The following is a 24280-nucleotide window of genomic DNA, read 5'->3' on the forward strand; positions in this document are numbered from 1 at the left end:
CGAAAAACCGCTAAAATTCAAGACTTTCCCGTATTTTTTCCGGCCTTGCCCGCCCGCCGCTTCCGTTCGGATTCAATCCGGCCCCGGACATCGCGTCCGGCGACAGCGGCTTTTGATACGCCGGGCCCGCGCCTGGGAGTCCTAGATGCCCATTTACGCTTACAAGTGCAGCGCCTGCGGCCATGCCAAAGACGTCTTGCAGAAGATCTCCGATGCGCCGCTTTCGGTTTGCCCCGAATGCGGCCAAAGCACGTTCTCCAAGCAGGTGACCGCGGCTGGATTCCAGCTCAAGGGCTCCGGCTGGTATGTCACGGACTTCCGCGGCAACGGCAACGGCGCCAGCCAGGGTGCGGCTGCGGCCAGCACGCCGGCGGCGCCCGCTGAAAGCGCCGCGCCCGCAGCTCCGGCCGCCCCGGCGACGCCTGCTGCCGGTAGCGCCGCCTCCTAGAGCACACGCGATGCGTATGCGCGTCATCAAGAAGTACTTCATCACCGGCCTGCTGATCTGGGTTCCCCTGGTCATCACGGTGTGGGTGCTGGGCTTGCTGGTTGCGACCCTTGAAGGGTTCGTGCCCGGCTTCCTGTCGTCCGAATCGCTGTTCGGCATCGACATTCCCGGCTTCCGCTTCGTTCTGGTGATCGTGGTGGTGCTTCTGACGGGCGTGTTCGCCGCCAACCTGATCGGCCGCACCATGGTGGATCAGTGGGAAAATATGCTGGGCCGCATACCCCTGGTGCGCTCGATCTACAACTCGGTCAAGCAGGTCAGCGATACCGTGCTTGCGCCCAACGGCCAGGCGTTCCGCCGCGCGGTGCTGGTGCAGTATCCGCGCGCGGGCAGCTGGACCATTGCTTTCGTTACCGGCACGCCTAGCGGCGAAGTGGCCGACCGGTTGCCCGGCGACCACATCAGCGTGTACGTGCCGACCACGCCGAATCCCACGTCCGGCTTTTTCCTGATGGTCCCGCGCGCCGACGCGATCGATCTTCAGATGAGCGTGGACGCGGCATTGAAGTACATCGTTTCCATGGGCGTAGTCGCCCCGGTTCAGGCGGCGACGCCTGCGGACCGGCCGGCCGCTCCCGTCCCGGCTCCTGGCGTGCAGGACACGCCTCGCGCCGATTCGTAACCCTTACGCTATAACCAAGCACATAAACGGAGTCATCCCGCATGCGTACCTGCTACACCGGCCAGGTTTGCCGTGACCATCTCGGCCAGACCGTCACCCTGTACGGCTGGGTGAACCGCCGCCGCGACCACGGCGGGGTCATCTTCATCGACCTGCGCGACCGCGCGGGCCTGGCGCAGATCGTGTTCGATCCGGACAACGCCGCCTTCGCCACCGCGGAGCGCCTGCGCAACGAATTCTGCGTCCGCGTCACCGGCCTGGTGCGCGAGCGTCCGGCGGGCACCGCCAACGCCGAACTGGCTTCGGGTGAAATCGAAGTGCTCTGCAAGGAAGTCGAGATCCTGAACGCGTCGGTCACGCCGCCGTTCCAGCTGGATGACGACAACCTCTCGGAAACGACGCGCCTCACGCATCGCGTGCTGGACCTGCGCCGTCCGCAGATGCAGCGCAATCTGATGCTGCGCTATCGCGTGTCGATCGAAACGCGCAAGTTCCTGGACCAGCTGGGTTTCATCGACATCGAAACCCCGATGCTGGCCAAGAGCACGCCCGAAGGCGCGCGCGACTACCTGGTGCCCTCGCGTGTGAACGCTGGCCATTTCTTCGCGTTGCCGCAATCGCCGCAGCTGTTCAAGCAGATGCTGATGGTGTCGGGCTTTGACCGCTACTACCAGATCACCAAGTGCTTCCGCGACGAAGACCTGCGCGCCGATCGCCAGCCTGAATTCACCCAGATCGACTGCGAAACCTCGTTCCTGAACGAGTTCGAGATCCGTGAAATCTTCGAGAACCTGATCCGCCACGTGTTCAAGGTGGTGCAGGGCGTCGACCTGGCTTCGCCGTTCCCGATCATGCCGTGGACCGAAGCCATGCGTCGCTACGGTTCGGACAAGCCGGACCTGCGCGTGAAGCTCGAATTCACTGACATGACCGACGTCATGCGCGATGTGGACTTCAAGGTGTTCGCCGCCGCCGCCACGGCGCCCGGCAGCCGCGTGGTCGCCTTGCGCGTGCCCGGCGGCGCCGAAATGTCGCGCAGCGAGATCGACGGCTACACCCAGTTCGTCGGCATCTATGGCGCCAAGGGCCTGGCCTACATCAAGGTCAACGAAGTGGCCAAGGGCCGTGAAGGCCTGCAATCGCCCATCGTCAAGAACCTGCATGACGCTGCCCTGGCCGAACTGGTCAAGCGCACCGGCGCGCAAGATGGCGACATCATTTTCTTCGGCGCGGATCGCGAGAAGGTCGTCAACGACGCCATCGGCGCGCTGCGCGTGAAGATCGGTCACAGCGAATTCGGCAAAAAGACCGGTTTGTTCGAAGCCGGTTGGCAGCCGCTGTGGGTGGTCGACTTCCCGATGTTCGAGTACGACGAGGAAGACGGCCGCTACACCGCCGCCCACCACCCCTTCACCAGCCCGAAGGATGGCCACGAAGACTTCCTGGAAACCGATCCCAGCAAGGCGTTCGCCAAGGCTTACGACATGGTGCTGAACGGTTGGGAAATCGGCGGCGGCTCGGTCCGTATCCACCGCGAGGAAGTGCAGAGCAAGGTGTTCCGCGCGCTCAAGATCGGCGCCGAGGAAGCCCGCGAGAAGTTCGGCTACCTGCTGGACGCGCTGCAGTACGGCGCGCCTCCGCATGGTGGCATCGCCTTCGGCCTGGACCGCATCGTCACGATGATGACCGGCGCCGAATCGATCCGCGACGTGATCGCCTTCCCGAAGACCCAGCGTGCCCAGGATCTGCTGACCCAGGCGCCTTCGGAAGTCGACGAGAAGCAGCTGCGCGAACTGCACATCCGCTTGCGCAACGTAGAGCCGAAGTGACCCCCCCCGAAGCGCCGTAGGCGCTTCCCCCCCCAGGGGGGCGCCGCTACGGACCGGCGGAGCCCGGATCCGTGCGGCCCGGCTTGGGGGGCGTTGTTTGCTTGCGGCGTGGGGTGCTCGACTGGGCGCTGGGACCTGTTGCTGCTTGAGGGCGGGGTGTGCGCCGCGGCGGTGGGAACGGTCTTCTGAATTGGAGTAATCTGGCAAACGCCGCCTGATTTTGGCGGTGCTGGCCGGGCTTCTTTTTTTGCGGTGGCCGGCGGTTCCCCAGTTTTGAAAGGCGCCATTTTCCATGTCGCTCATCCGCGTCGTCAGCTACAACATACACAAGGGCCGCTCGGCATTGGGCCGGCGCGACTCCCTGAACGAATTGCGTCTGGGCCTTTATGGCCTGCGTCCGGATCTGGTCTTCCTGCAGGAAGTCCAGGGCCGCAACGAGCAGAAATCGCTGCTCGATGCCCAGCACGAATCCCTTGCCGCCGCCTTGCGGCTGGATGTGGCTTATGGCCGCAATGCCATCCGCCACGAGACGGACCATGGCAACGCGCTGTTGTCGCGCTTTCCCATTCTTGACCACGAAAATCTGGATATTTCCGACCACCGGCTGGAGCAGCGCGGGTTGTTGCACGCGCGCATCGAGCTGGGCGGGCGTGCCGTGCATTGCTTCGTCGTACACCTGGGCCTGTTCGCCGGCAGCCGCAGCCGCCAGATCCTGGCCTTGACCGAGCGCATCCGGCGCATGGTGCCGGATGGCGAGCCCATCCTGATCGCGGGCGATTTCAATGATTGGGGCGATCGCCTGGCGCCGCTGTTCGTGCAGCAGCTGGGCCTGTACGAAGTGTTCTCGCATGCGCCACGCAGCCATGGCGGCGAATTGCCGCGCCTGCGCGATTCGGTCAAGCGCCTGAGCAATGCCCTGCGCGGGCTGCCCAATGGCGGCGTCTCCGTCATGGAGCGCACCAACCAGCTCGGCATGGGCGACAGTTCGCGCCTGCTGCTGCCGCCGCCGCGCACCTTCCCCGCGGTATTCCCGTGGTTCCGCCTGGACCGCATCTACCAGCGCGGCTTCGCCGTGCGCAGCGCCCGCGTGCTGCGCGGCCGCGAATGGGCCAGGCTTTCTGATCATTCCCCCTTGCTGGCCGAGCTGGAACTGCCGTGAGGGCAGAGCAGTCCAAGCTGGACTGGACGCAGGGCAACGACATTCGGTTGCTCCAGAACGGCGCCGACTTCTTTCCCGCGCTGTGCGCGGCCATCGACGCCGCCCAGGTCAGCGTGCACCTGGAAACCTACATCTTCACGCCGGACCGCACCGGCTCGCAGGTGCTGGACTGCCTGGAGGCCGCCGTGCGGCGCGGGGTCAAAGTGCGGGTGGTGCTGGACGGCTTCGGCAGCGCCGAGTTCGTCGATCCCTTGCGCACGCGCCTGACCAACGCTGGTGCGCAGTGCCGCATTTTCCGCCCCGAGCCGCGCTGGTTCGCGCGCTACATTCCATCGCGCAGCCGCCTGCGGCGCTTGCACCGCAAGGTTACGGTGGTGGATGGACGCATCGCCTTCATCGGCGGCATCAACATCATCGACGACTACGATGACCAGGACCCGACGGACGGCATCACGGGGCCGCGCTTCGATTTCGCGGTGCAGGTGCAGGGACCGCTGGTCACCGAAGCCTCCTATGCCCAGGAACTGCTGTGGGTACGGCTGAACTGGGCGCGCCTGCGGCGCCATCCGCGCGACTGGAACCGCATGCGCCTGCTGAAGCCGCGCCACGCTTCCGTTGCGCCCTGTGGCGACCTGCGCGCGGCGCTGGTGCTGCGCGACAACCTGCGCTTCCGCCAGACCTTCGAACGCGCCTACCTGTACGGCATCGCGCATGCGCGCCGCGACATCCTCATTGCCAACGCCTATTTCTTCCCCGGCCGCCAGTTCCGCCGCGCGCTCGCCAAGGCCGCCGCGCGTGGCGTGCGCGTGCGCCTGCTGCTGCAGGGCAAGATCGAATACCGCATGCAGTACCACGCCACGCGCTCGCTGTACGACCAGCTATTGCGCGACGGCATCGAGATCTACGAATACATGCCGAGCTACCTGCACGCCAAGGTGGCAGTCATCGACAACGTGGCGACGGTGGGGTCGTCCAACCTGGACCCCTTCAGCCTGCTGCTGGCGCGCGAAGCCAATGTGGTGGTGGACGACCAGCCCTTCTCCTGGGACCTGCAGGAACGGCTGGAGGCGGCCATCCGGGAGGGCGGGCGCTTCATTCGGCCGATCGAATACCAGCGCCGCGGATGGTTGCGGCGTTGGGTCGACGCGGTTTCCTATACGCTGCTGCGCATCGGGGTGGCGTTGACGGGGACCTCGGACAAATACTGAGCGAGGGCCGCTGGAGTAGAATTCGCCTCAAATTGCATGAGTCTGGAACAGCTACGTCCGCGGTTGATTTCCGGCGATGGTAATAGGGGAAAAGCGGTCGTGAAAACAGTGGCAATCCTGCAGTCGAACTATGTGCCGTGGAAGGGGTATTTTGACCTGATCGCCGCGGTGGACGAATTCGTCATTTATGATGAAGTCCAGTTCACCAAGAACGACTGGCGCAACAGAAACCAGATCAAGACCCCCCAAGGCGTACAGTGGCTCTCCATTCCCGTCGGCGCGGATATCCAGAGGCGCATTTGCGAAGTGGAATTGCCCGTAGGCGCGTGGGCTGAGAAGCACTGGAAAACTCTCGCTGCGAACTACGGACGCGCCCCTTTTTTTGACGATGTTGCGGGTTGGTTGAAACCCTTGTATCTGGAAAGGCGTTATCAGCGGCTGTCTGAATTGAACGTCGTGTTTATCAAGGCCGTATGCGGGTATTTGGGAATCGGTACGAAGATCAGCAACTCATCGGATTTCGAGCATGCCCCTGGCAAGACCGGAAGACTGGTCGGCCTTTGCCGACAGGCTGGTGCAGGACGCTATATATCAGGTCCGGCCGCCAAGGCCTATCTTGATGAAAGCGAGTTTTCAGCGGCCGGCATCAGCGTTGAATGGTTCGATTACGCGGGGTATCCGGAATATCCCCAGCTATGGGGGAAATTCGAACACGCGGTTTCCATATTGGATCTGTTGTTCAACTGCGGCGCGACCTCCTCCCAGTACATGAGATACGTGAAATGAAGCTCTCCGTTGTCGCCACTCTGTATCGGTCTGCGCCCTATATCGACGAGTTCTGCCGCCGAGTCCGGCAAGCGGCGAGACAGCACGCTGGCGATGACTACGAGATCATTCTGGTCAACGATGGATCGCCCGATGAAAGCCTGGATATCGCCAGGCAGATCGCCTCCCTGGATTCCAGGGTCGTCGTGGTGGACCTGTCGCGCAATTTCGGCCATCACAAGGCCATGATGACCGGCCTGGCGCATGCAGGCGGGGACGAGGTGTTCCTGATCGATACCGATCTCGAAGAGGCCCCCGAATGGCTGGCTGAGTTTTCTGCCCTGCGTGCAGAAAGCGACAGCGACGTGGTGTACGGGGTACAGCGACAGCGCAAGGGCGCATGGTTCGAGCGGGTCACGGGCCGGCTGTTCTGGTTTTCGCTGAAGAAGCTGACTGGCATGCCCTTGCCAGGCAACGTCACCACCGCACGCCTGATGTCACGGCGCTACGTGCAGGCCTTGTTACAGCATCAGGAGCGCGAAGTCTTCATCGCGGGGCTTTGGTTCATCACGGGTTTCAGGCAGTCGGCTTGCGAGGTCGAAAAGTTGAGCAATTCGACGTCGACCTATACGCTGCGCAAGAAAATGTCCTTGCTCGTGAATTCGGTCACTGCGTTCAGCAATGCGCCCTTGATCAGTATTTTCTACCTGGGGCTGCTGATATCGCTGGTGGCCGGCTGCTATATCGTCTTCCTGGTCCTGCGGTGGTGGCTGCAGGACACCTCCATGGCGGGCTGGACATCGGTCATGGCTTCTATCTGGCTGCTGGGCGGGCTTCTGATGTCGTCGCTTGGCGTTCTCGGCATATACGTAGCCAAGATCTACACGGAAGCGAAGGGGCGCCCGTACACGATAGTCCGCGATGTCTATCGGAACGGCGCGCCATGAAGAGCGTCGTATTTCTATGCTCGGGCGGCGGCGGCAATCTCAGGTTCGTGCAGGCGGCCATGCAGCGCGGGTGGCTTCCGGACGCACGGCTTGTGGGCGTATTGACCGACCGGGAATGCGGCGCTAGCGTGTTTGCCCGCAGCAAGGGTGTGCCCACGCGCTGCATGGATTTTTCGCGGTCGGGTCAGGCGGACGTGCAGCTTGAACTGCGACGCCTCGCCGCCGATGCCGTGGTGACGAACGTCCACAAGATCTTGACGCCGGAATTTGTGGCGGAGTACGAGAATGCGCTGCTCAATCTGCACTATTCCCTGTTGCCGGCGTTTGGCGGGGTAATCGGCGTCGAGCCCGTCAAGCGCGCGCTGGAGTACGGGGCCACGTTACTGGGCGTGACCGCGCATCGCGTCTCGGCCGAAGTCGATGCGGGTCGGCCGCTGGTGCAGGCGGCGATTCCGGTGGAGCCCGGCGATGGTGTCGATCTCGTTATGGACGTGGTGTTCCGCGCCGGTTGCCTGGCATTGCTGGAGGCCTTGAGAGGCCAACTAAGTATTGTGGGCCGGGCCCGCGCGCGCGTGCTGCGGCTATGTGGCAGGGACATCATGTTCAATCCATTCGGAACCGTCGGTATCGAATGGGAGGACGAGGCGTTTTGGCAGGAAGTGAAGGCGCAACCCGCATCGGAATCATCCTCGTGCTGAACCCGGACCGGCGCTCCGGACAGTCCGGCTACCGCTTTCAACTGTTGCGCTATGCCTTGGTCGGCCTGGTGAGCAATGCCCTGGGATATGCGGTCTATCTGCTGGTCACGCACCTGGGCGTTGCGCCCAAGATAACGGTTACGCTGCTCTATGCCGTCACGGCGGCATTGGCATTTTTCGGGAATCGGCGCCTGACCTTCCAAAGCCGCGGCCGCATGCTCGGGTCGGCATTGCGGTATGCGCTTGCCCACGGCGTGGGGTACTTGATCAATATTGGCCTGTTGGCGCTGTTCGCCGATCGCCTCGGCATACCCCATCAATGGGTTCAGCTGGCCGCGGTCTTCATCGTCGCCGGATTCATGTTCTGCGCGCTTCGCTGGTTTGTGTTCGCCGATACGGCGAAAGGGTCGATGAGATGAAGCAATGTCTGGCGTGCGGCGCCGTATTTCCCCGGGAGCGGCCTGGGTGTCCGTCGTGCCATGCGAAACCCGTTCTTGTCGATGGCTTCGAAGCCTACGCGCCGGAGCTTGCTCGCGAGGGCGGGGGCTTCAAGGAAAGCCATTTTTCCGAACTGGCGAGCCTCGAGGAGGGGCACTTCTGGTTCGAGGCGCGAAACGAACTGATAGCCTGGGCCGTTGAAAAATACTGCGCCGATCGCGAGAGTTTCCTCGAAATCGGATGCGGCACGGGATTCGTGCTGTCCGGCATGGCCAAGCGGTTTTCATTCGCCAGGCTGCTGGGCAGCGAGATCTTCTCCCAGGGCCTGCATTTCGCGGCGCAGCGTGTGCCACAGGCCAGCTTCATCCAGATGGACGCCCGCAAGATTCCGTTTTCCGAGGAGTTCGGCGTCATCGGTGCGTTCGATGTGTTGGAACATATCCAGGAAGACGAGGCCGTGCTACGGCAGGTTCATCAAGCGCTCAAACCTGAGGGCCTGCTCCTGATGACGGTGCCTCAGCATGATTGGCTATGGAGTCCCAGCGACGATTACGCTTGCCATGTCCGCCGCTATTCGGCCCGGGATTGCCATGCCAAGCTGCGTGCGGCAGGATTCCATATCGTGCGCAGCACTTCCTTTGTATCGCTATTGCTGCCTTTGATGATGGCGTCGCGCCTGAAGAAGCGCAAGCAGGGCGGTGAATTCGATGTAACCGATGAGTTCAAGCTTTCGCCCAAGTTGAACTCCATCTTATACCGCGTGATGAAGGGAGAGGCCTCGCTGATCAAGGCGGGCGTCGATTTTGCGGCGGGAGGATCCCGCTTTGTGATTGCTCAACGGATTGAAAAGCAATGAAGGCAATTATTCTTGCCGGCGGCACCGGCTCCAGGCTGTATCCGCTGACCCAGGTAACCAGCAAGCAATTGCAGGCGGTCTTCGACAAGCCGATGATCTACTACCCCCTGACCGTTCTGATCGCAGCGGGGGTGCGCGAGTTCTGCCTCATCTCCACGCCACATGATTTGCCCAAGTTCGAGAATCTCCTGGGAGATGGCCGCCACTGGGGAATCAGCATCGAATACCGGGAGCAGGCCAAGCCGGAAGGCATTGCGCAGGCCTTTCTTATCGCCGAGGATTTCATCGCCGGCGAAGATGTTGTGCTGATGCTGGGGGACAACATCTTTTCGGGCGGTGGCGATTTTCCGCGGGCGATGGCGGAATTTCGTGACGGAGCGGCGATTTTCGCCTATCACGTGAGGGATCCTGAACGCTATGGCGTGGTCGAATTCGACGCCAAGGGCAACGCGCTCTCGCTTGAAGAGAAGCCGGCAAAGCCCCGCAGCAGCTACGCAGTGCCTGGCGTGTATATCTATGACAAGGATGTCGTGGACATCGCGCGAGGCCTGAAGCCATCGACTCGCGGCGAACTCGAGATCACCGACGTCAACATCGAATACCTGCGCCGGGGCAAGCTCAAGGTGAACAGGCTCAGCCGCGGTTTCGCGTGGCTGGATGCCGGCACCAGTTCCGCTCTGCAGGAAGCGTCCGCCTACATCGAGGCCGTCGAACGCCGCCAGGGCGTCAAGATCGGCTGTCCGGAAGAGGCTGCGCTCGTGCGCGGCTTTCTGAGCCTGGACGCATTCGAAAAGTTGGTTGGCGAATTGCCCAATTGCCAGTATCGGGACTATCTCCGCAGCGTTGCGGACGAAACCAAACGGTTTGGAGGCGCACAATGAGCGCGCAGCGGCTCGATTTCAACAAGCCCTATCTGACGGGCAAGGAAACGCAATACATTGCGCAGGCGCTGGCCAACCAGAAGCTAGCGGGGGATGGCGCGTTCACCAAGTTGTGCCACGACTGGTTTGAGCAGCAAGTAGGATGCGTGCGCGGATTGCTGACGCATTCCTGCACCGCCAGCCTGGAAATGTCGGCCATGCTCTGCGACGTGGGACCTGGCGACGAGGTGATCATGCCCTCATACACCTTTGCGTCCACCGCGAACGCATTTGCCTTGCGCGGCGCGGTGCCAGTGTTCGTCGACGTGCGCAAGGACACGATGAATCTCGATGAAACGCTGCTGGAACAGGCCATCACCCCGCGAACGAAGGTGATCGTGCCGGTTCACTACGCAGGCGTCGCCTGCGAGATGGACACGATCTTGGCTATCGCGCGGCAGCATGGGATCCGAGTGGTCGAAGATGCGGCGCAGGGCATCATGGCGAACTACAAAGGCCGCCCGCTGGGTAGCCTTGGCGATCTGGGTTCCTTCAGCTTCCACGAAACCAAGAACGTGATCTCAGGTGAAGGGGGGGCGCTGCTGGTTAATCACCCCGAATTGGCAATGCGGGCCGAGATCATTCGTGAAAAAGGGACGGACAGAAGCCGCTTTTTCCGCGGCGAGGTGGATAAGTACACCTGGCAGGAAGTGGGGTCGTCCTATCTGCCGAGCGAGATGATTGCGGCGTTTCTCTGGGCTCAGCTGGAATCGGCGCGCGACATCACTGTACAGCGCTTGGCCATCTGGGATCGCTATCACGACGCTCTGGCGCCGCTGGAAGCCCGGGAATTGCTGCGGCGGCCCATCGTGCCCGACGGTTGCGAGCATAACGCGCACATGTATTACGTCTTGTTGCCGGCATCGGTCGAGCGCCGGCAGGTGATCGAGGAGTTCCGGTCACGCCAGATCTACCCTGTATCGCATTACGTGCCATTGCACTCCGCTCCGGCAGGCCTGCGCTATGGGCGTGTGGCAGGGAACATGGCAGTCACCGACCAGTATTCCGAGCGGCTGCTGCGCTTGCCGTTCTGGGTGGGCCTGAACGCCGCGCAGCAGGACATGGTGGCCGAGGTGCTTGAGGCCGCTTTGCGCAAGCAGGCTTAGCCGGCAGGGCGGCGAAATCGCAGCAACCCCAGCGCCAGTGCGGTGCCGACCAGGATGACGGCAGCGCCCGCAGCGATGGACGGGGTGACGCTTTCGTCCAGGAACCACGAGCCCCACAGCACGCCGAAGATGGGCACCAGGAAAGTGACGCTCACGGCGCCGGTGGGGCCGACATTGGCGATCAGGCGGAAGAAGATGATGTACGCGGCGCCTGTGCATACCACCGCGAGCAGAATGGTGGCGATCCAGGCCTGCATGGACGCCGGTGCTTCGGGCCAGTGCGTGACCGCCAGGGGCAGCAGCACCAGCGTCGCGCCTATCATGCTGCCGGTGGCGTTGGCCAGGGCATCCACGCCGGTCAGGAAGCGCTTGGTCCAATTGGCCGCGATGCCGTAGAACACCGGCGCCGACACGGCCGCCAGCACCGCCGGCCCGGTGCCGCCATCGTTGAAGTTCAGCTTGTCCCACACCAGCACCACGATGCCGACCACGCCTATCATCAGCCCCAGGGAACGCATCCAGGGCAGCTTGTCCTTGAGCCACAGCCAGCCGATGACCGCGCCCCACACCGGCGTCACCGCGTTGGCCACCGACAGGAAGCCGGCGCCCAGCGATTGCGCGGCGTAGGCGAACAACAGGAACGGCACGGCCGCGTTCAGCACGCCTACCATCAGCAAGGCCTTCCAGTGTCGCGCGATGACGGGCAGCTTGCCGCGCCACAGGGCGGCAGGCAGCAAGACCAGCGCGGCCAGGCCCACGCGGAGTTCGATCAGCGCAATCGGCCCGAATTCCGGAACCGCCAGGCGCATGAAAAGAAAGGAGCCGCCCCAGACGGCAGCCAGGAGCAGCAGATCCAGCAAGTTGCGTTGACGCATGTTCAGTCCCGCGTGGGGCTCATTTGCGGTTCGTGGCCAGGTTCTTCATCTTGACCCGGCAGGCCAGCAAGGCACAGGTCAGCGACAGGACGATACACAGCACCAAGCCTGCGCGCACTCCGTTTAGTACCGTGCTGTGCGAAATGATGATGCCAACCAAGGCCGTCCCCAGCGCGCTACCGATGGCGCGCGTGGTTTGGACCAGCGCCGACGCCACGCCCACGTCGCGCCGCTCGCTCAGCATCTGCATGAACAAGGTCAGGTTCGGCAGCAGAAAGCCCAGCGCACAGCCGTTGACGAAGAAGGCGGCCAGGATCCACCAGGCCGAGGTGCCCGGCGAGATCAGCAGCACCATCAGCGAACCCGCCGCCAGCAGGCAGCCGCCGAACACCATCAGGCGCTGCGGTTCGCTTTGCTTGGGAAACAGGCGGCCATTGATGATGCTGCCTACCGAAATCGCGGCGACCAGCGGCGTGAGCAGCAGCCCGGCTTCGCTGGGGGTGTAATTCAGCACCTGCTGCAGCAGCAGCGGGCTGTAGAAGATCTGCACGAACATGACCGCGCCCACCATCATCGCCGCCAGATTCAGCAGCCGCGATTCCGCGCCGCCCAGCACGCGCAGCGGAAAGATGGGCGAACTCACGCGCCGTTCCGTGGGAATCAGGATGGCGATGGCCGCCACGCCCGCCACGGCCAGGGCCAATCCCAGCATGGGGCGAGCATGGTCGCCGCTGGCAAACGCCAGTTCCAGAGCGGCTAGCGGCGCGCCCACCGCCAGGACCAGCAGAATGGCGCCCAGCCAGTCGATCTTGCGGCTGCCGTCATGGATGGGGCGTATGCGGGGGAAATAGCGAGCCAGCAGGAAAAATGCGCCCGCGGCCGCGATCGGCGCGATGAAGAAGGCCGCCCGCCAGCCCAGCGCCTGCGTCGCCGCCCCGCCCAGCACCGGGCCGATGCCGCTGGCCATGGCGAACGCCGCGGATACCAGCGCCATCCAGCGTACCCGTTGCTTGGCGTCGGGAAAGAGGTCTGCGGGCGCGGCAAACGCAGTGGCGATCATCATCCCGCCGCCTATGCCCTGCAGCGACCGGAAGATGATCAGCTGGGTCATGGTCTGCGACAGGCCACAGGCGATGGAGCCCAGCGCCACGATCAGCACCGACAGCAGCATCAGGGGCTTGCGGCCGAACATGTCGCCCAGTCGTCCGAAAATCAGGATGGACGCGGCGGTGGCCAGCAGGTAGCCCGTTCCAACCCAGGCATACAGCGCCATGCCATTGAGCGCCTCGGCCACGCGCGGCAGCGTGGTGCTGATGATGGTGGAATCCAGCGCGGCCAGGACCACCGTTGCCGAAACCCCCGCCATGCCCATCAACAGGTCGCGTCGGGTATGGGCGGGGGCGGATGGGGACTGTGATTCGGATGGCGGCGTCATGCCGCACAGAATATCACCAGCGCCTCAGGGATTTCACTTATAGAAGGCGTGATAACCCCAGAAAACCGCGATGACCAGCACCACCATGATCCAGGACCAGCGCGAATTGGACAGCCCGCGCGGCTCCGGTTCGGGGGGCGGGGGCGGCGGCGCGAGGCGGGGCTGGGCTGCCATGTAGTCGATGAAGCTGGCGAAGAACTTCTGGATGATCTTGTCGCCCGCCTTCAGCAGCATTCCCTCGCCGTATTCCGCCAGCTTGCCGCCGGTCATGCAGGCGACGGTATAGGCGACACGCGTGCCTTGGTCCTTGGCGCTGAGGTTGATCTGGGCCGTCCCGATGGCCAGGCAGGCGGCGCGGCCCTTGCCTTCGAAGACCAGCGTGCAGCTATTATGCGGGTCGACGTCGGACATCAGGATTTCGCCGTCGTAATCGGTGTCGATACCGGCTACCTTGGCGTGCAGCTTGACGGCGTATTCGGTCGGACTGAGGCGCGAGACCTCCACGCAGCCAGGTATACATCGCTGCAACACTGCGGGATCGGTCAGCGCATCCCAAGTCTGGTGCTGGGTCGAAGGAATCCACTGGGCATCTGCAATGCGCATGGCTGTCTCCTTGCTTGGTACAGTCCCGTGTTCATTGTGGACCCAATCCGCGCAAAACGCCAATATCGGCCTGTCGGGGCCTGAATCTCCGTCGAACAGACCAAGATGCGCGGAGTAAACTCAGCGCCTGTCCACCGTCCCAACCGGCGCTCTTCTTGCGTGTATTGCCTATGACTATCCTCGTTACCGGAGGTGCTGGCTTCATCGGAGCCAATTTCGTGCTCGATTGGCTGGCCCAGAGCGACGAACCAGTAATCAACCTGGATAAGCTTACCTATGCGGGCAATCCGCGGAGTCTCCTGGCACTGGAGGGAGATAAGCGACATAAGCTGGTCGTTGGCGACATATGTGATGCCTTGCTGGTCGGGGATCTGCTGAAGCGCCATCGGCCGCGAGCGATCATCAACCTGGCGGCGGAGTCACACGTGGATCGCTCCATACACGGGCCGGAAGCGTTCATTCAGACCAATATCGTCGGCACGTTTCGATTGCTGGAGTCGGTAAGGGTCTACTGGAACGAAATGGATTCTGCGGTGCGTGCCAGTTTCCGCTTCCTGCATGTGTCGACGGACGAGGTCTACGGCTCGTTGCCGACGGATGGCGGTGCGTTTACCGAAACGCATCGGTATGAACCCAATAGCCCATATTCGGCGAGCAAGGCGGCAAGCGACCATCTTGTGCGCGCGTATCACCACACATATGGTTTGCCGCTGGTGACCACCAACTGCTCCAACAACTATGGCCCGCTTCAATTTCCGGAGAAGCTGATTCCTCTGGTGATCGCCAACGCATTGGCCGGCAAGCCGCTGCCTGTTTATGGCGACGGTCAGCAAGTGCGCGATTGGCTGTATGTGAAGGACCATTGCAGCGGCTTGCGTCGGGTGCTCGAGGCGGGGCGCGTGGGGGAAACCTACAACATCGGAGGGTGGAACGAGCGTCCGAACCTGGATGTCGTCACGCAGGTGTGCGCGCTGCTGGACAATTTGCGGCCGCGGGCGGATGGCGTTCCTTACAAGCAGCAGATCGCCTTTGTGCAGGATCGGCCCGGCCATGACCGCCGCTACGCCATTGATGCGTCGAAGATCAGGCAGGAACTGGACTGGCGGCCCGTGGAGACATTTGAGACTGGGCTGCGCAAGACAGTGCAATGGTATCTAGACCATGGACAATGGGTGCAGGACATCATCGATGGGGCCCATCACCGCGGCTGGATCGACAAGCACTATGCGTCCTAGCGAAGGCCAGCAAGGCGGAGATATCGCCGCCGGCCGCGACGCAAGCGCATCAATGGCTCCGGTGGTGCGTATTGCCCATATCGCGCAACTGGCTGCAGGCGCCGCGGCGGCGGCATTGTTGGGGTGGGTCCTATGGGCTTGCGGCCGGGGCTTCGATTTCACGGACGAAGGCCTCTACCTGATCTGGCTGCACAATCCGCATGCATACGCCGCGTCCGTCACGCAGTTCGGCTTTGTGTATCGTCCCTTGGACTGGCTCCTGGGTGGAGACATCGCCCTGCTCAGGCGAGCCAATGTGCTGCTGACTTTCGGCTTGGCATGGACCGCCGCGTACCAGCTTCTGTCGCGGATGGTGGACGAACCGGCGGCTAAAGGTACGCGGCTTGCCATCAGCCTAGCTTTCGCTGGCTCCAGCTTGGCATTTTTCCAGCTATGGATGCCGTCTCCCGGCTACAACAGCCTGGCGTTCCAGGCGCTTCTTGTTACCTTGATCGGACTGCTGTTGGCCGCTGGCGCACGTACGCGCGCCAGCGACGCGGGGTGGTTTCTGATCGTTGCGGGCGGTTGGCTGGCTTTCATGGCGAAGCCCACCACCGCGCTCGCCTTGGCCGCGATTAGCGCCATCTATCTGGTGTTGGCACGTAAACTGAGTGTGCGCGGGGTGCTCATCAGCCTGGCCGGGGGCGCCGTATTGCTGGTCATGAGCGCCTGGCTGATTGATGGATCGATTCAAGGCTTCGTCCAGAGGATTCAATCCGGTCTGGCGTTGGCGCAGGCATTGGGCGCAGGCCATGAAATGGACAAGATGCTGCGTCTGGAGCCCCTCATCCTGCCGGAACCCCTGACTGAGTCCATATTGAAAGCGGGCGCCGCTGCCGCGGTCGTCGCGCTGCTCATGGGATCAACGGGCTGGTTGCTTCAGGCAGCAGGGGGGCTGGCGCTGTTGGCAGCTTTGGCCTGCGCGATCGGGCTGGCGGTGGGCTGGGTTCCTGCGCGCGAGTTCGGCATGTTCCAGGGCATGCTGGCGCTGGCGGCGCCCTTCGCCGGTGTAGGCGTGTTTGCCGCGCGTGGATTGGTGGGCAGGTGGCGCATCTTTCGACTGAAAAAATGGGCGATGGTCGCAGTCTGCACCGCGTTGCCGTTTGCCTATGCGTTTGGAAGCAACAACAACTATTGGCTCGTGGGCGCGGCCGCCGGATATTTCTGGTTGTTGGCGGGAGCCGGGTTGTGGGGGGTGGTCAAGCCGAGGGCGGGGGCCTGGGTCAGCCTGTTGCCGATGGCGGCGATTGCGTTGGTCGTGGCAGCCCTGCTGCTGCAGCTTGCCATGAACAATCCTTATCGGCAGCTCGAGGCACTGCGGGCCAATACGCATCCAACCGTGCTGGGGCCGGGCAGCGGATCTTCCCTGCTTTTGTCCGAAGCCGACAGCCAGTACATAGAACAATTCAAGCAGGCGAGCGCTCGGGCGGGGTTTGTTGCCGGCACGCCGATGATAGACCTGACCGGCCGTGCCCCCGGCGTGCTGTACGCTGGGGGGGCGTTCAATGTGGGGCAACCGTGGTTGATCGGCGGATATCCGGGAAGCCTCGGCTTTGTGTCGCTGGCGTTGGATTCCGTCGCGTGCGAAACACTGGCTTCATCCTGGTTGCTGATCGAGCCGGAGTCGCCGCGCGCCATTCCTCAGGCAGTTCTGGCCCGCTATGGGGCCAACGCGCAGGCCGACTATGTTCCGGTTGGTGAGGTCGTCAGGCAGGCGGACGCGGCGCACGCCGATGAGGCCCGGCGCCAGCAGTTGTTCAAGCCTTTACGCGACACGGCGGCGGCGACGCAAGCCTGCGTCGCCGCGAAGGCCGCACGCTAGCTTGCCCACGGCGGACCCGCTGGAGGTCCGCCGCCCGGGGGGGGAGGGCGGCCCGCTACGTTGAGGACTTCACTCGGGCTGGCGCTGTTTGGGCGCCGGCACCAGCAAGGCGGCAATTAGGCCGACCATCAAGCCCAGTATGAGGCCTAGCGTTATCAGCATTGCCTTCTGCGGCTTGATGGGAATGTCGGGGGTTTCGGCATGCTGATCGACCACCATGACGTTGAAGGATTTCGGCGCCAGGGTCTGGGTCTTGAACATATATTCGATATGCCGCAGTTGCGACAGGCCCGGAATATAGGCGTCGTCGTCCTTGCGGCTTTCCACATCCGCCAGCTCGGACTTCAGCGCGCGCGCTCCCCGCAGATAAAGGGGTTCATCGGTATAGTCCTTGTCGCGCAGGACGAGCGTGACATGTGGTTCCTGCAGATTGATCGATTCAGCAATCTTCAACGCGTCCTTTAAACGCTGAATCAACGCGTGGCGGCTTTCCAGGGCGCCTTCCCGGAGGGCGGCGATCCGCGTCGTGGTGTTTTGCTTATACGCTTCGAGCGCCACATTCAGGTTCTGCAGCAATTCCGCCTGAGCTTCCTTGGAGGCTCTGTCGATATATTCCGTTGCCCACTTTGTGATCAGTTCCGGATCTTCGCCCGTAATCGTGACGTGCGCGCGCCCGATCCCGACTTCCCGGGAATATTTGTTCCAGAGGCGGGTGCGTCCGATCTCGTCGAGCAGCGCGCGATTCGCAGGCACGTAAACCTTTTCAAAAAAATCCAGGCGCTGAGAATAAGAGGATAGCTTTCTCAGAAAAATTTGATAAGCGTCATCGGGGCGCAAGGACGGAATGGCTGCGCTATTGAGCGTTTGATACGCGAAATTGTAGGGAGCCAGATCGCCGGCGCTTGGCGGGAGAACTTCAGCGGTGGTTTTATACGTGGGTGGAGTCATAACCGCGTAAACGGCGAAAACAGCCGTGAACGCTACGGTAATGATCGCTATAAGCCATCGGGCGCTCCATATTTTTTCGAGAAGCATGCCAAAATCGAAATCATCGTTGGCGGAGCGGGTGTGCATATTATCCAAAGAGGAAGACTCCAGCAGGTAGGCGGTAGGCGGCAGCGCGACCTTCGGTGAGTGGGACTGCCGTGCCGGGCGCGAATGTTCACATGATCCTACAGAATTGGCAACGGCGAGCAAGTTTTTGCGCAGCGGGCGTGACCGCGGGTAACGGGAATTGCTCTCGTTTGAGGGGGTGCTCCAGGGTGTCTATGGGACGTTCCGTGACGGGAACGAAGAAGACCCTCGGCTTGTGCTGGCGCGGTGGCTCCTACATATAGTATATTTCCACGCGCAAGCGCGCCTGCTGGCGCCTGGCTGCAGCTATTCGACAGCTTTGCTTATATTTTATTTTTTTGCATTCTTTTTCGCTCTATTTCTCTCATTTCGGAGGAAAAGGCGTAAAAATGCGGGGACAGGTTAATTAGGTGGTCATGAAGAATTTATGCCCTGGGTGGCCGGACTTCTTGCTTTTCATCCGCGTGAAAGGCTTGGTCCACGTGTAGAGTCATGCTGGCGAGCCAGAGTGCACGGCCGCCGAGCCGCTGCCGATCAAGCGCCGCAACTTCGGGGTTTCAGAATTTTTCGCCTTATAAGCATGCCGCTGGTTCGTTCTGTCAGATCCCACGAAAAATAATACCGCATTCATTCATCGTAACCCACCGTCCGTCAATCTCATCGCTGGCCATTCCATATCTATGAAGAACTTTGCCCTTATCGGTGCCGCCGGTTACATCGCGCCCCGCCACATGATTGCCATCAAGGAGACAGGGAACGATTTGATCGCGGCGTTGGATCCCAATGATTCGGTAGGTATTATTGACAGCCATTTTCCGAATGCCGAGTTTTTTACGGAATATGAGCGTTTCGATCGTCATGTGGATAAACTGCGCAGGGCCGGCGGAGATAAGCGCGTAGATTATGTTTCGATCTGCTCGCCGAATTATTTGCACGATTCGCACATGCGTTTCGCTTTGCGCTCGAATGCTGATGCTATTTGCGAAAAGCCGCTGGTACTGAACCCGTGGAATATCGACGGCCTGCAGGAAGTCGAACGCGACACGGGCCGGAAGGTAAACACCATTTTGCAGCTGCGCGTGCATCCCGCCATCGTGGCGCTGCGCGAGAAAGTGCAAAAGGCCAAGAGCAAAACCAAGCACGAGGTCGATCTGACCTATATCACCTCGCGCGGCCATTGGTACCTGCAATCGTGGAAGGGCGATCTGAAAAAGTCCGGCGGCATTGCCACCAATATTGGCGTGCACTTCTTCGACATGCTGCATTTCATTTTCGGTGAATTGCAAGGCAACGTGGTCCACTTGGCGGATGACACCAAGGCGGCGGGCTATCTGGAATATGAGCATGCCCGGGTGCGCTGGTTCCTTTCCGTGGATTTTGAGGACGTGCCGCAAGCGCAGCGGGAAGCTGGCCAGCGCACTTTCCGTTCCATTACGGTTGATGGCGAAGAGATCGAGTTTTCGGGCGGCTTTACGGACCTGCATACGCGCAGCTACCAGGAAATTCTGGCTGGCCGGGGTTTTGGCCTGGAGGAGAACCGCGTGGCGATCAGCACCGTGGCGACCATCCGGCATGCTGCCATTGCTCCCCTGGGCGGCGATTACCACCCGTTCCTGAAGAAATGAGCCACTACCAGCATCCAAGCGCGATCGTCGACGACGGCGCACAAATCGGCGAAGGGTCGCGGGTCTGGCATTTCGTGCACGTTTGCGGGGGCGCCCGCATCGGTCAGCATGTGTCGCTCGGCCAGAACGTGTTCGTGGGCAACAAGGTCGTCATCGGGGACGATTGCAAGGTGCAGAACAACGTTTCCGTCTACGACAACGTCACCCTGGAAGAAGGGGTGTTCTGCGGCCCCAGCATGGTTTTCACCAACGTGTACAACCCGCGGTCCCTGATTGAACGCAAGGACCAGTACCGGGACACCCTGGTCAAGCGCGGGGCGACGCTAGGCGCGAACAGCACGGTGGTGTGCGGCGTGACGATAGGCGAGTTCGCCTTCGTGGGCGCGGGAGCCGTGATCAACAAGGACGTCCCCGCTTACGCGCTGATGGTGGGCGTGCCTGCGCGCCAGATTGGTTGGATGAGTGAGTTTGGCGAGCAATTGCCGCTGCCGCTCACTGGCGAGGGCCTGGTGGCGGAATGTCCGCATACGAAGGCTCTCTATGTCCTGAGCGGCAATACCCTTACCAAAACGGAAAAGCAGCAATGATCGATTTCGTCGACCTTAAGACGCAGCAGGCCCGTATCAAGCAGAAGATCGACGCTGGTATTGCTGGTGTACTCGCGCACGGTCAGTACATACTCGGACCGGAAGTAGCGGAGCTCGAGGAGAAGCTGGCGGCCTATGCCGGCGCGCAGTTCTGCATCACTTGCGCCAATGGCACCGACGCATTGCAGATTGTCCAGATGGCGCTGGGCATCGGCCCGGGCGATGAAGTGATCACGCCTGGATTCAATTACATCGCCACGGCGGAAACGGTTGCCCTGTTGGGCGCCAAACCGGTATACGTGGACGTCGATCCCCGCAGCTACAACCTGGACCCAGCCTTGCTGGAGGCCGCGATCACGCCGCGCACCAAGGCCATCATTCCGGTTTCGCTGTATGGCCAGTGCGCGGACTTCGACAAGATCAATGCCATTGCGCAGCGCCACGGCATTCCCGTCATCGAGGACGCGGCGCAGAGCTACGGCGCGACTTACAAGGGGCGTAAATCGTGCAATCTGAGCACGATTTCGTGTACCAGTTTCTTCCCCAGCAAGCCCCTGGGCTGCTATGGGGATGGCGGAGCCATCTTCACGAACGACCCCGAGCTTGCCAAGACCATGCGCCAGATTGCGCGTCACGGTCAGGACAGGCGCTATCACCACGTGCGGGTCGGGGTGAACAGCCGGCTCGATACGCTGCAGGCCGCGATCCTGCTGCCCAAGCTCGAGTTGCTGGAAGAGGAAACTGCGCTGCGTAATCAGGTCGCCGGCTATTATGCGAAGTCATTGGCCGACGCAGGCATCGACACGGCGCCTGTCGTGGAAGAAGGCAATGTGAGCGTGTGGGCGCAGTACACCGTGCGGGTGCCCAACCGGGCTCAGGTGCAGCAATACCTGAAGGACCAAGGCATTCCGACTGCGGTGCACTATCCGATTCCCTTGAACAAGCAGCCCGCGGTGTTTGATGCAGAAGCCCAGCTACCTGTCGGCGATCGCCTGGCGGAGCAGGTCATGAGCCTGCCCATGCATCCTTATCTCCAGTCTGATGTGGTGCAGACGATCGTTGGCTCGCTAGCTCGTGGCATTGAGCTCGCATTGGAGCCGCGCGCCTAGACCAGATGGGCACTGCCGCTCGCAAGAAGTTTTTTCTATCCGTTGGCGTTTTGGCCGGAGGTACGGGGTTATCGCAAGCAATCATGCTCGCGATGTCCCCGGTTCTTACGCGCATCTATACGCCGACGGATTTTTCCATGCTGGCTGCGTACACCGCGTTGACCAGCATCCTGTCGGTCGCGGCCTGTCTTAGGTTCGATATCGCCATACCGTTGCCGGAAAAGGATGACGAAGCGGCGAATTTGCTGAGTTTGTCCCTGCTGTTTGCGTTCATCGTGGCGATGGCGACGATGCTGATCGTCGCCGTGTCGCCGAAGGGCATCGCAGCGATATTGCGCAATCCCGGCATGGAATCCTTGTTGTGGCTGGTACCGTTGGGCGTGTTCGCCAATGCAGCCTACAGCGCGATGCAATTGTGGGCGACACGCAAGAAGCAGTTTTCCAGCATAGCCAGAATCAAGCTGGTCCAAGCGCTGGGCGCCAGTGGCACTCAGATCGGTGGAGGCGTCCTGGCTGCTTCACCCGTGTGGCTGTTGCTGGGCGCGGTAGTGAACTACGGGTTGGGCGCAATCCTGCTGGTCAAGGGCCTGGTCGCCGGTGGCCGCGCGATGCGGCGGGCGATCTCGTTTACTGCAATGGCGGCAGCGTTCCGTGCTTACTCCGCATTTCCCAAGTTCTCCGCGCTCGAGGCGATAGCCAATAGCAGCTCCATTCTTCTGCCGGTGCTGATGATTTCGGCGTTGGCCGCAGCTCCCGAGGCGGGCTTCCTGCTGCTGGCCATGCAGGCCATGCAGGCGCCCATGGGCTTGATCGGAACGTCCATCAGCCAGGTGTATTTCTCTGGAGCCGCAGAAGAGTGGAAGAAGGGTACGCTTGGTGAATCCACGGCTGCCATGTTGGGGTTGCTGACCCGGTTTGGCGTCGGGCCGATCATCTTCGTATGTCTGCTGGCGCCGGAAATATTTTCGCTGGTTTTCGGGCAAGGCTGGCACCGATCCGGCGAGCTGGTGATGTGGATGGGGCCCTGGCTGGTGCTGCAATTCTTGGCGTCACCGGTTTCGATGGCGCTGCACGTGACTGGCAACCAGAAGGCCGCGCTCGTGCTCCAGGTCGGCGGGCTGATCTTGCGCGTAGGCGCGGTCTGGGCCGCTTATCGCATCGCGCCCGCGTGGATTGCGGAAGCCTACGCGCTGTCCGGGGCCGTATTTTATTTCTTTTACCTTGCCGTCATCGTCAAGGTCACCCGTATCGGGGCCGCGCAGATTATCGTGGAATTGCGCCGCAGCGCCTTGTTGTTGACCCTGTTTGTGGGTCTAGCGATTTTGGTCAGGGCAGTTTTTGTTTTCGCGGGATGGCCGAATTGAAAGTGAATCTATGAAGAGAGCTATCGGTCTGGCGATTTTTTCGCTCCCCATCCTAATATTGATATTCATAGTCCTGCAGGCGAGCATCGCCTCCGCGTTCTTTGAGGACCGGTTGGCGCTGGAAGTGTTGTGCATCGGCCTGCTCAGCATGGGAAGCTACTTCTGTGCCGCGCTGGCCGCTACGCGTGTCGGAGGGACGCGCGAATTGTGGCTAAAGGGTGGCCGTGGCGCGCTCTTCTATGGGCTGTGGCTGCTGTATTTCATTTCGTATGCGGGTCTTTCTCTGAATCTGGGCTCCGTGCCGATCCTGGAGGTATTGCTCAAAGGCGGCGATGCCTCCGCTCTGCGCGCCGAATTCTATAAGGCTCAAGGTTTTCCTTGGGTGATTTTTGTCTATTCCAGCTCAATTCTCATCAAGGGATTTCTCCCGTTCGCCATCGTCGCGTTATTCATGGTGCGTAGCAAGGCTGCAGCCTATGGCATGCTCGCGGTGGTTTCGATTACTTTGATATCCGGATTTGAGAAGGCCGCGCTCGCGTGGGCCTACGTACCGCTGGTAGTGTTCTTTTTCACAGCCCGCCGCTACCGCGATGTGCTCATCGTGATGGCAATGTTTGTTTGTTTCTTTTCGATCGTGTCGGCGGTATCGCTGCACAGCGATTTGAAGATTGCCGAGAAACCGCCTGCGACTTTCGCCAGCCGTTGGGACGATCAGGCATTGCGTTCGTTTGCTGAATTGCCCGCCAAGCTATACGACGCCTCTGTCGGTAAAGCGGCGCCGGCCATGGTTTACGCTGGCGACGCGCCTGCCAAGGCGACGCCCGTGGCGCTCTACGACGAAGAAAACTATCAGTTGATGCTTTATGACCCAGCGGCGCCCACTACCCTGGGCTATCTGGTCAACCGGCTGGCCTGGATACCCTTCATAACGACCTACGATACCATTCTCTATTGGGAGAAAAACGAGGATAGATTCCTGCAATTTGCGACCAATCGGCATCTTGCAGCATTATTCGGCCTGGATTTTGCGGACCTGGAGCGGCGCGTTTTCATGTTCCAATTCAAGTCGGGCGAGGATACTACCGGCAACTCGAATGCATTCTACGGTGCCGAAGCCTACGTGGCGTTCGGTTATCCGGGCGTCGCGCTGTTTTCGATAATCATCGGGCTTATGTTTGGGCTCATGGCGCGAACAAGGTGTGCGGCTTTCGTCTGTTCCATTCCGATGATTGCGCTGGGATTGGTAAGCGTTTCCCTGATTTCGACGCTATTCAGCGGTGGGTTGCTGCTGTTTTTTCTTCTGGCCTTTCTTTTGACGAAACCGAGCCGCGCCGTATAGCCTGCGCCGCCGGTCCGTTGCTAGGGTGCAACGAACCGAGATGTTTGGTACCGGGATGTGGGGGCCGCTATGCCGGCAAGACGCGCGCAACCGCAGGCGGCAGAAAGGAGACGGAAG

General features: G+C 61.5%; 23 protein-coding genes. 19 read left to right on the forward strand and 4 right to left on the reverse strand.

All coding sequences use genetic code 11. The annotated features are described in order from the left end of the window. The first annotated feature begins 145 nt into the window (after window positions 1-145). The 12 genes from AC3WOB_RS00610 to rffA all read left to right on the forward strand — a co-directional run bounded on the left by AC3WOB_RS00610 (window position 146) and on the right by rffA (window position 11056). Window positions 146-448 carry an FmdB family zinc ribbon protein gene (locus AC3WOB_RS00610; protein WP_492273875.1) on the forward strand — a complete coding sequence of 101 codons (303 nt, stop codon included), beginning with the start codon at window positions 146-148 and terminating at the stop codon, window positions 446-448. A 16-nt stretch (window positions 449-464) separates the two neighbouring features. Beyond that, window positions 465-1130 (forward strand): DUF502 domain-containing protein, encoded by a 666-nt coding sequence (locus AC3WOB_RS00615; RefSeq protein ID WP_013396898.1) that lies wholly within the window; start codon window positions 465-467, stop codon window positions 1128-1130. Window positions 1131-1171: 41 nt separating this feature from the next. Then, window positions 1172-2959, forward strand: a complete 1788-nt coding sequence (aspS, locus tag AC3WOB_RS00620) for an aspartate--tRNA ligase (protein ID WP_013396897.1) — start codon at window positions 1172-1174, stop codon at window positions 2957-2959. Between the two features lie 292 nt (window positions 2960-3251). Continuing rightward, window positions 3252-4118 (forward strand): endonuclease/exonuclease/phosphatase family protein, encoded by an 867-nt coding sequence (locus AC3WOB_RS00625; protein WP_013396896.1) that lies wholly within the window; start codon window positions 3252-3254, stop codon window positions 4116-4118. Next, window positions 4115-5326 carry a cardiolipin synthase ClsB gene (gene clsB, locus AC3WOB_RS00630; RefSeq protein WP_013396895.1) on the forward strand — a complete coding sequence of 404 codons (1212 nt, stop codon included), beginning with the start codon at window positions 4115-4117 and terminating at the stop codon, window positions 5324-5326. Before AC3WOB_RS00625 ends, clsB begins: the two co-directional genes overlap by 4 nt. 36 nt (window positions 5327-5362) lie before the next feature. Further along, window positions 5363-6112: a WbqC family protein gene (locus AC3WOB_RS00635; RefSeq protein WP_492273876.1), complete on the forward strand. Its 750-nt coding sequence runs from the start codon at window positions 5363-5365 to the stop codon at window positions 6110-6112. Continuing rightward, the gene (locus tag AC3WOB_RS00640; RefSeq protein ID WP_492273877.1) at window positions 6109-7038 is read left to right on the forward strand and encodes a glycosyltransferase family 2 protein; all 930 of its coding nucleotides are present in this window, start codon (window positions 6109-6111) and stop codon (window positions 7036-7038) included. The genes AC3WOB_RS00635 and AC3WOB_RS00640 overlap by 4 nt, the downstream gene beginning before the upstream one ends. Then, window positions 7035-7736, forward strand: a complete 702-nt coding sequence (purN, locus tag AC3WOB_RS00645; protein ID WP_492273878.1) for a phosphoribosylglycinamide formyltransferase — start codon at window positions 7035-7037, stop codon at window positions 7734-7736. Before AC3WOB_RS00640 ends, purN begins: the two co-directional genes overlap by 4 nt. Continuing rightward, the gene (locus AC3WOB_RS00650; RefSeq protein ID WP_492273879.1) at window positions 7730-8155 is read left to right on the forward strand and encodes a GtrA family protein; all 426 of its coding nucleotides are present in this window, start codon (window positions 7730-7732) and stop codon (window positions 8153-8155) included. Before purN ends, AC3WOB_RS00650 begins: the two co-directional genes overlap by 7 nt. Then, entirely contained in the window at window positions 8152-9030 is an 879-nt protein-coding gene (locus AC3WOB_RS00655) for a class I SAM-dependent methyltransferase (RefSeq protein WP_492273880.1), read from the forward strand. Before AC3WOB_RS00650 ends, AC3WOB_RS00655 begins: the two co-directional genes overlap by 4 nt. Next, window positions 9027-9911: a glucose-1-phosphate thymidylyltransferase RfbA gene (gene rfbA, locus AC3WOB_RS00660; protein WP_492273881.1), complete on the forward strand. Its 885-nt coding sequence runs from the start codon at window positions 9027-9029 to the stop codon at window positions 9909-9911. The genes AC3WOB_RS00655 and rfbA overlap by 4 nt, the downstream gene beginning before the upstream one ends. Beyond that, window positions 9908-11056, forward strand: a complete 1149-nt coding sequence (gene rffA / locus AC3WOB_RS00665; RefSeq protein WP_492273882.1) for a dTDP-4-amino-4,6-dideoxygalactose transaminase — start codon at window positions 9908-9910, stop codon at window positions 11054-11056. The genes rfbA and rffA overlap by 4 nt, the downstream gene beginning before the upstream one ends. Here rffA and AC3WOB_RS00670 read toward each other — a convergent pair. From AC3WOB_RS00670 to AC3WOB_RS00680, 3 genes are all read right to left on the reverse strand, one after another. Then, the gene (locus tag AC3WOB_RS00670) at window positions 11053-11931 is read right to left on the reverse strand and encodes a DMT family transporter (protein ID WP_492273883.1); all 879 of its coding nucleotides are present in this window, start codon (window positions 11929-11931) and stop codon (window positions 11053-11055) included. The two genes, rffA and AC3WOB_RS00670, sit on opposite strands and share 4 nt — an antisense overlap. Before the next feature lie 19 nt (window positions 11932-11950). Then, a complete protein-coding gene (locus tag AC3WOB_RS00675) occupies window positions 11951-13303 on the reverse strand; it encodes an MFS transporter (protein WP_492274599.1) in 1353 nt (450 codons plus the stop codon). Window positions 13304-13399: 96 nt separating this feature from the next. Further along, the gene (locus AC3WOB_RS00680; protein ID WP_492273884.1) at window positions 13400-13969 is read right to left on the reverse strand and encodes an SRPBCC family protein; all 570 of its coding nucleotides are present in this window, start codon (window positions 13967-13969) and stop codon (window positions 13400-13402) included. A gap of 170 nt (window positions 13970-14139) precedes the next feature. Between AC3WOB_RS00680 and rfbB the strand changes: the two genes are divergently transcribed. After that, a complete protein-coding gene (rfbB, locus tag AC3WOB_RS00685) occupies window positions 14140-15204 on the forward strand; it encodes a dTDP-glucose 4,6-dehydratase (protein ID WP_492273885.1) in 1065 nt (354 codons plus the stop codon). After that, window positions 15194-17065, forward strand: a complete 1872-nt coding sequence (locus AC3WOB_RS00690; protein ID WP_492273886.1) for a hypothetical protein — start codon at window positions 15194-15196, stop codon at window positions 17063-17065. The genes rfbB and AC3WOB_RS00690 overlap by 11 nt, the downstream gene beginning before the upstream one ends. A 69-nt stretch (window positions 17066-17134) precedes the next feature. On the opposite strand, the gene AC3WOB_RS00695 is transcribed toward AC3WOB_RS00690, so the two are convergent. Then, window positions 17135-18139: an LPS O-antigen chain length determinant protein WzzB gene (locus AC3WOB_RS00695; protein ID WP_492273887.1), complete on the reverse strand. Its 1005-nt coding sequence runs from the start codon at window positions 18137-18139 to the stop codon at window positions 17135-17137. A gap of 680 nt (window positions 18140-18819) precedes the next feature. On the opposite strand from AC3WOB_RS00695, the gene AC3WOB_RS00700 reads away from it, so the two are divergent. The 5 genes from AC3WOB_RS00700 to AC3WOB_RS00720 all read left to right on the forward strand — a co-directional run bounded on the left by AC3WOB_RS00700 (window position 18820) and on the right by AC3WOB_RS00720 (window position 24163). Next, window positions 18820-19764, forward strand: a complete 945-nt coding sequence (locus AC3WOB_RS00700; protein ID WP_492273888.1) for a Gfo/Idh/MocA family oxidoreductase — start codon at window positions 18820-18822, stop codon at window positions 19762-19764. After that, window positions 19761-20351: a UDP-2-acetamido-3-amino-2,3-dideoxy-D-glucuronate N-acetyltransferase gene (wbpD, locus tag AC3WOB_RS00705; RefSeq protein WP_492273889.1), complete on the forward strand. Its 591-nt coding sequence runs from the start codon at window positions 19761-19763 to the stop codon at window positions 20349-20351. The genes AC3WOB_RS00700 and wbpD overlap by 4 nt, the downstream gene beginning before the upstream one ends. Further along, window positions 20348-21460 carry a DegT/DnrJ/EryC1/StrS family aminotransferase gene (locus tag AC3WOB_RS00710; protein WP_492273890.1) on the forward strand — a complete coding sequence of 371 codons (1113 nt, stop codon included), beginning with the start codon at window positions 20348-20350 and terminating at the stop codon, window positions 21458-21460. The genes wbpD and AC3WOB_RS00710 overlap by 4 nt, the downstream gene beginning before the upstream one ends. Window positions 21461-21543: 83 nt before the next feature. After that, the gene (locus AC3WOB_RS00715; RefSeq protein ID WP_492273891.1) at window positions 21544-22824 is read left to right on the forward strand and encodes an oligosaccharide flippase family protein; all 1281 of its coding nucleotides are present in this window, start codon (window positions 21544-21546) and stop codon (window positions 22822-22824) included. A gap of 10 nt (window positions 22825-22834) precedes the next feature. Further along, a complete protein-coding gene (locus AC3WOB_RS00720; protein WP_492273892.1) occupies window positions 22835-24163 on the forward strand; it encodes a hypothetical protein in 1329 nt (442 codons plus the stop codon). The last annotated feature ends 117 nt before the right edge of the window (window positions 24164-24280 follow it).

This window comes from Achromobacter sp. FW305-C-30-7 (assembly GCF_058783105.1).

Excerpts from the sequence above, each read along its gene's own strand:
- AC3WOB_RS00610 (WP_492273875.1), top strand. The coding sequence starts at position 146 with ATGCCCATTTACGCTTACAAGTGCAGCGCCTGCGGCCATGCCAAAGAC.
- AC3WOB_RS00615 (WP_013396898.1), top strand. The coding sequence starts at position 465 with ATGCGCGTCATCAAGAAGTACTTCATCACCGGCCTGCTGATCTGGGTT.
- aspS (WP_013396897.1), top strand. The coding sequence starts at position 1,172 with ATGCGTACCTGCTACACCGGCCAGGTTTGCCGTGACCATCTCGGCCAG.
- AC3WOB_RS00625 (WP_013396896.1), top strand. The coding sequence starts at position 3,252 with ATGTCGCTCATCCGCGTCGTCAGCTACAACATACACAAGGGCCGCTCG.
- AC3WOB_RS00635 (WP_492273876.1), top strand. The coding sequence starts at position 5,363 with ATGAGTCTGGAACAGCTACGTCCGCGGTTGATTTCCGGCGATGGTAAT.
- AC3WOB_RS00640 (WP_492273877.1), top strand. The coding sequence starts at position 6,109 with ATGAAGCTCTCCGTTGTCGCCACTCTGTATCGGTCTGCGCCCTATATC.
- purN (WP_492273878.1), top strand. The coding sequence starts at position 7,035 with ATGAAGAGCGTCGTATTTCTATGCTCGGGCGGCGGCGGCAATCTCAGG.
- AC3WOB_RS00655 (WP_492273880.1), top strand. The coding sequence starts at position 8,152 with ATGAAGCAATGTCTGGCGTGCGGCGCCGTATTTCCCCGGGAGCGGCCT.
- rfbA (WP_492273881.1), top strand. The coding sequence starts at position 9,027 with ATGAAGGCAATTATTCTTGCCGGCGGCACCGGCTCCAGGCTGTATCCG.
- rffA (WP_492273882.1), top strand. The coding sequence starts at position 9,908 with ATGAGCGCGCAGCGGCTCGATTTCAACAAGCCCTATCTGACGGGCAAG.
- AC3WOB_RS00670 (WP_492273883.1), bottom strand. The coding sequence starts at position 11,931 with ATGCGTCAACGCAACTTGCTGGATCTGCTGCTCCTGGCTGCCGTCTGG.
- AC3WOB_RS00675 (WP_492274599.1), bottom strand. The coding sequence starts at position 13,303 with ATGGGCATGGCGGGGGTTTCGGCAACGGTGGTCCTGGCCGCGCTGGAT.
- AC3WOB_RS00680 (WP_492273884.1), bottom strand. The coding sequence starts at position 13,969 with ATGCGCATTGCAGATGCCCAGTGGATTCCTTCGACCCAGCACCAGACT.
- rfbB (WP_492273885.1), top strand. The coding sequence starts at position 14,140 with ATGACTATCCTCGTTACCGGAGGTGCTGGCTTCATCGGAGCCAATTTC.
- AC3WOB_RS00690 (WP_492273886.1), top strand. The coding sequence starts at position 15,194 with ATGCGTCCTAGCGAAGGCCAGCAAGGCGGAGATATCGCCGCCGGCCGC.
- AC3WOB_RS00695 (WP_492273887.1), bottom strand. The coding sequence starts at position 18,139 with ATGCACACCCGCTCCGCCAACGATGATTTCGATTTTGGCATGCTTCTC.
- AC3WOB_RS00700 (WP_492273888.1), top strand. The coding sequence starts at position 18,820 with ATGAAGAACTTTGCCCTTATCGGTGCCGCCGGTTACATCGCGCCCCGC.
- wbpD (WP_492273889.1), top strand. The coding sequence starts at position 19,761 with ATGAGCCACTACCAGCATCCAAGCGCGATCGTCGACGACGGCGCACAA.
- AC3WOB_RS00710 (WP_492273890.1), top strand. The coding sequence starts at position 20,348 with ATGATCGATTTCGTCGACCTTAAGACGCAGCAGGCCCGTATCAAGCAG.
- AC3WOB_RS00715 (WP_492273891.1), top strand. The coding sequence starts at position 21,544 with ATGCTCGCGATGTCCCCGGTTCTTACGCGCATCTATACGCCGACGGAT.
- AC3WOB_RS00720 (WP_492273892.1), top strand. The coding sequence starts at position 22,835 with ATGAAGAGAGCTATCGGTCTGGCGATTTTTTCGCTCCCCATCCTAATA.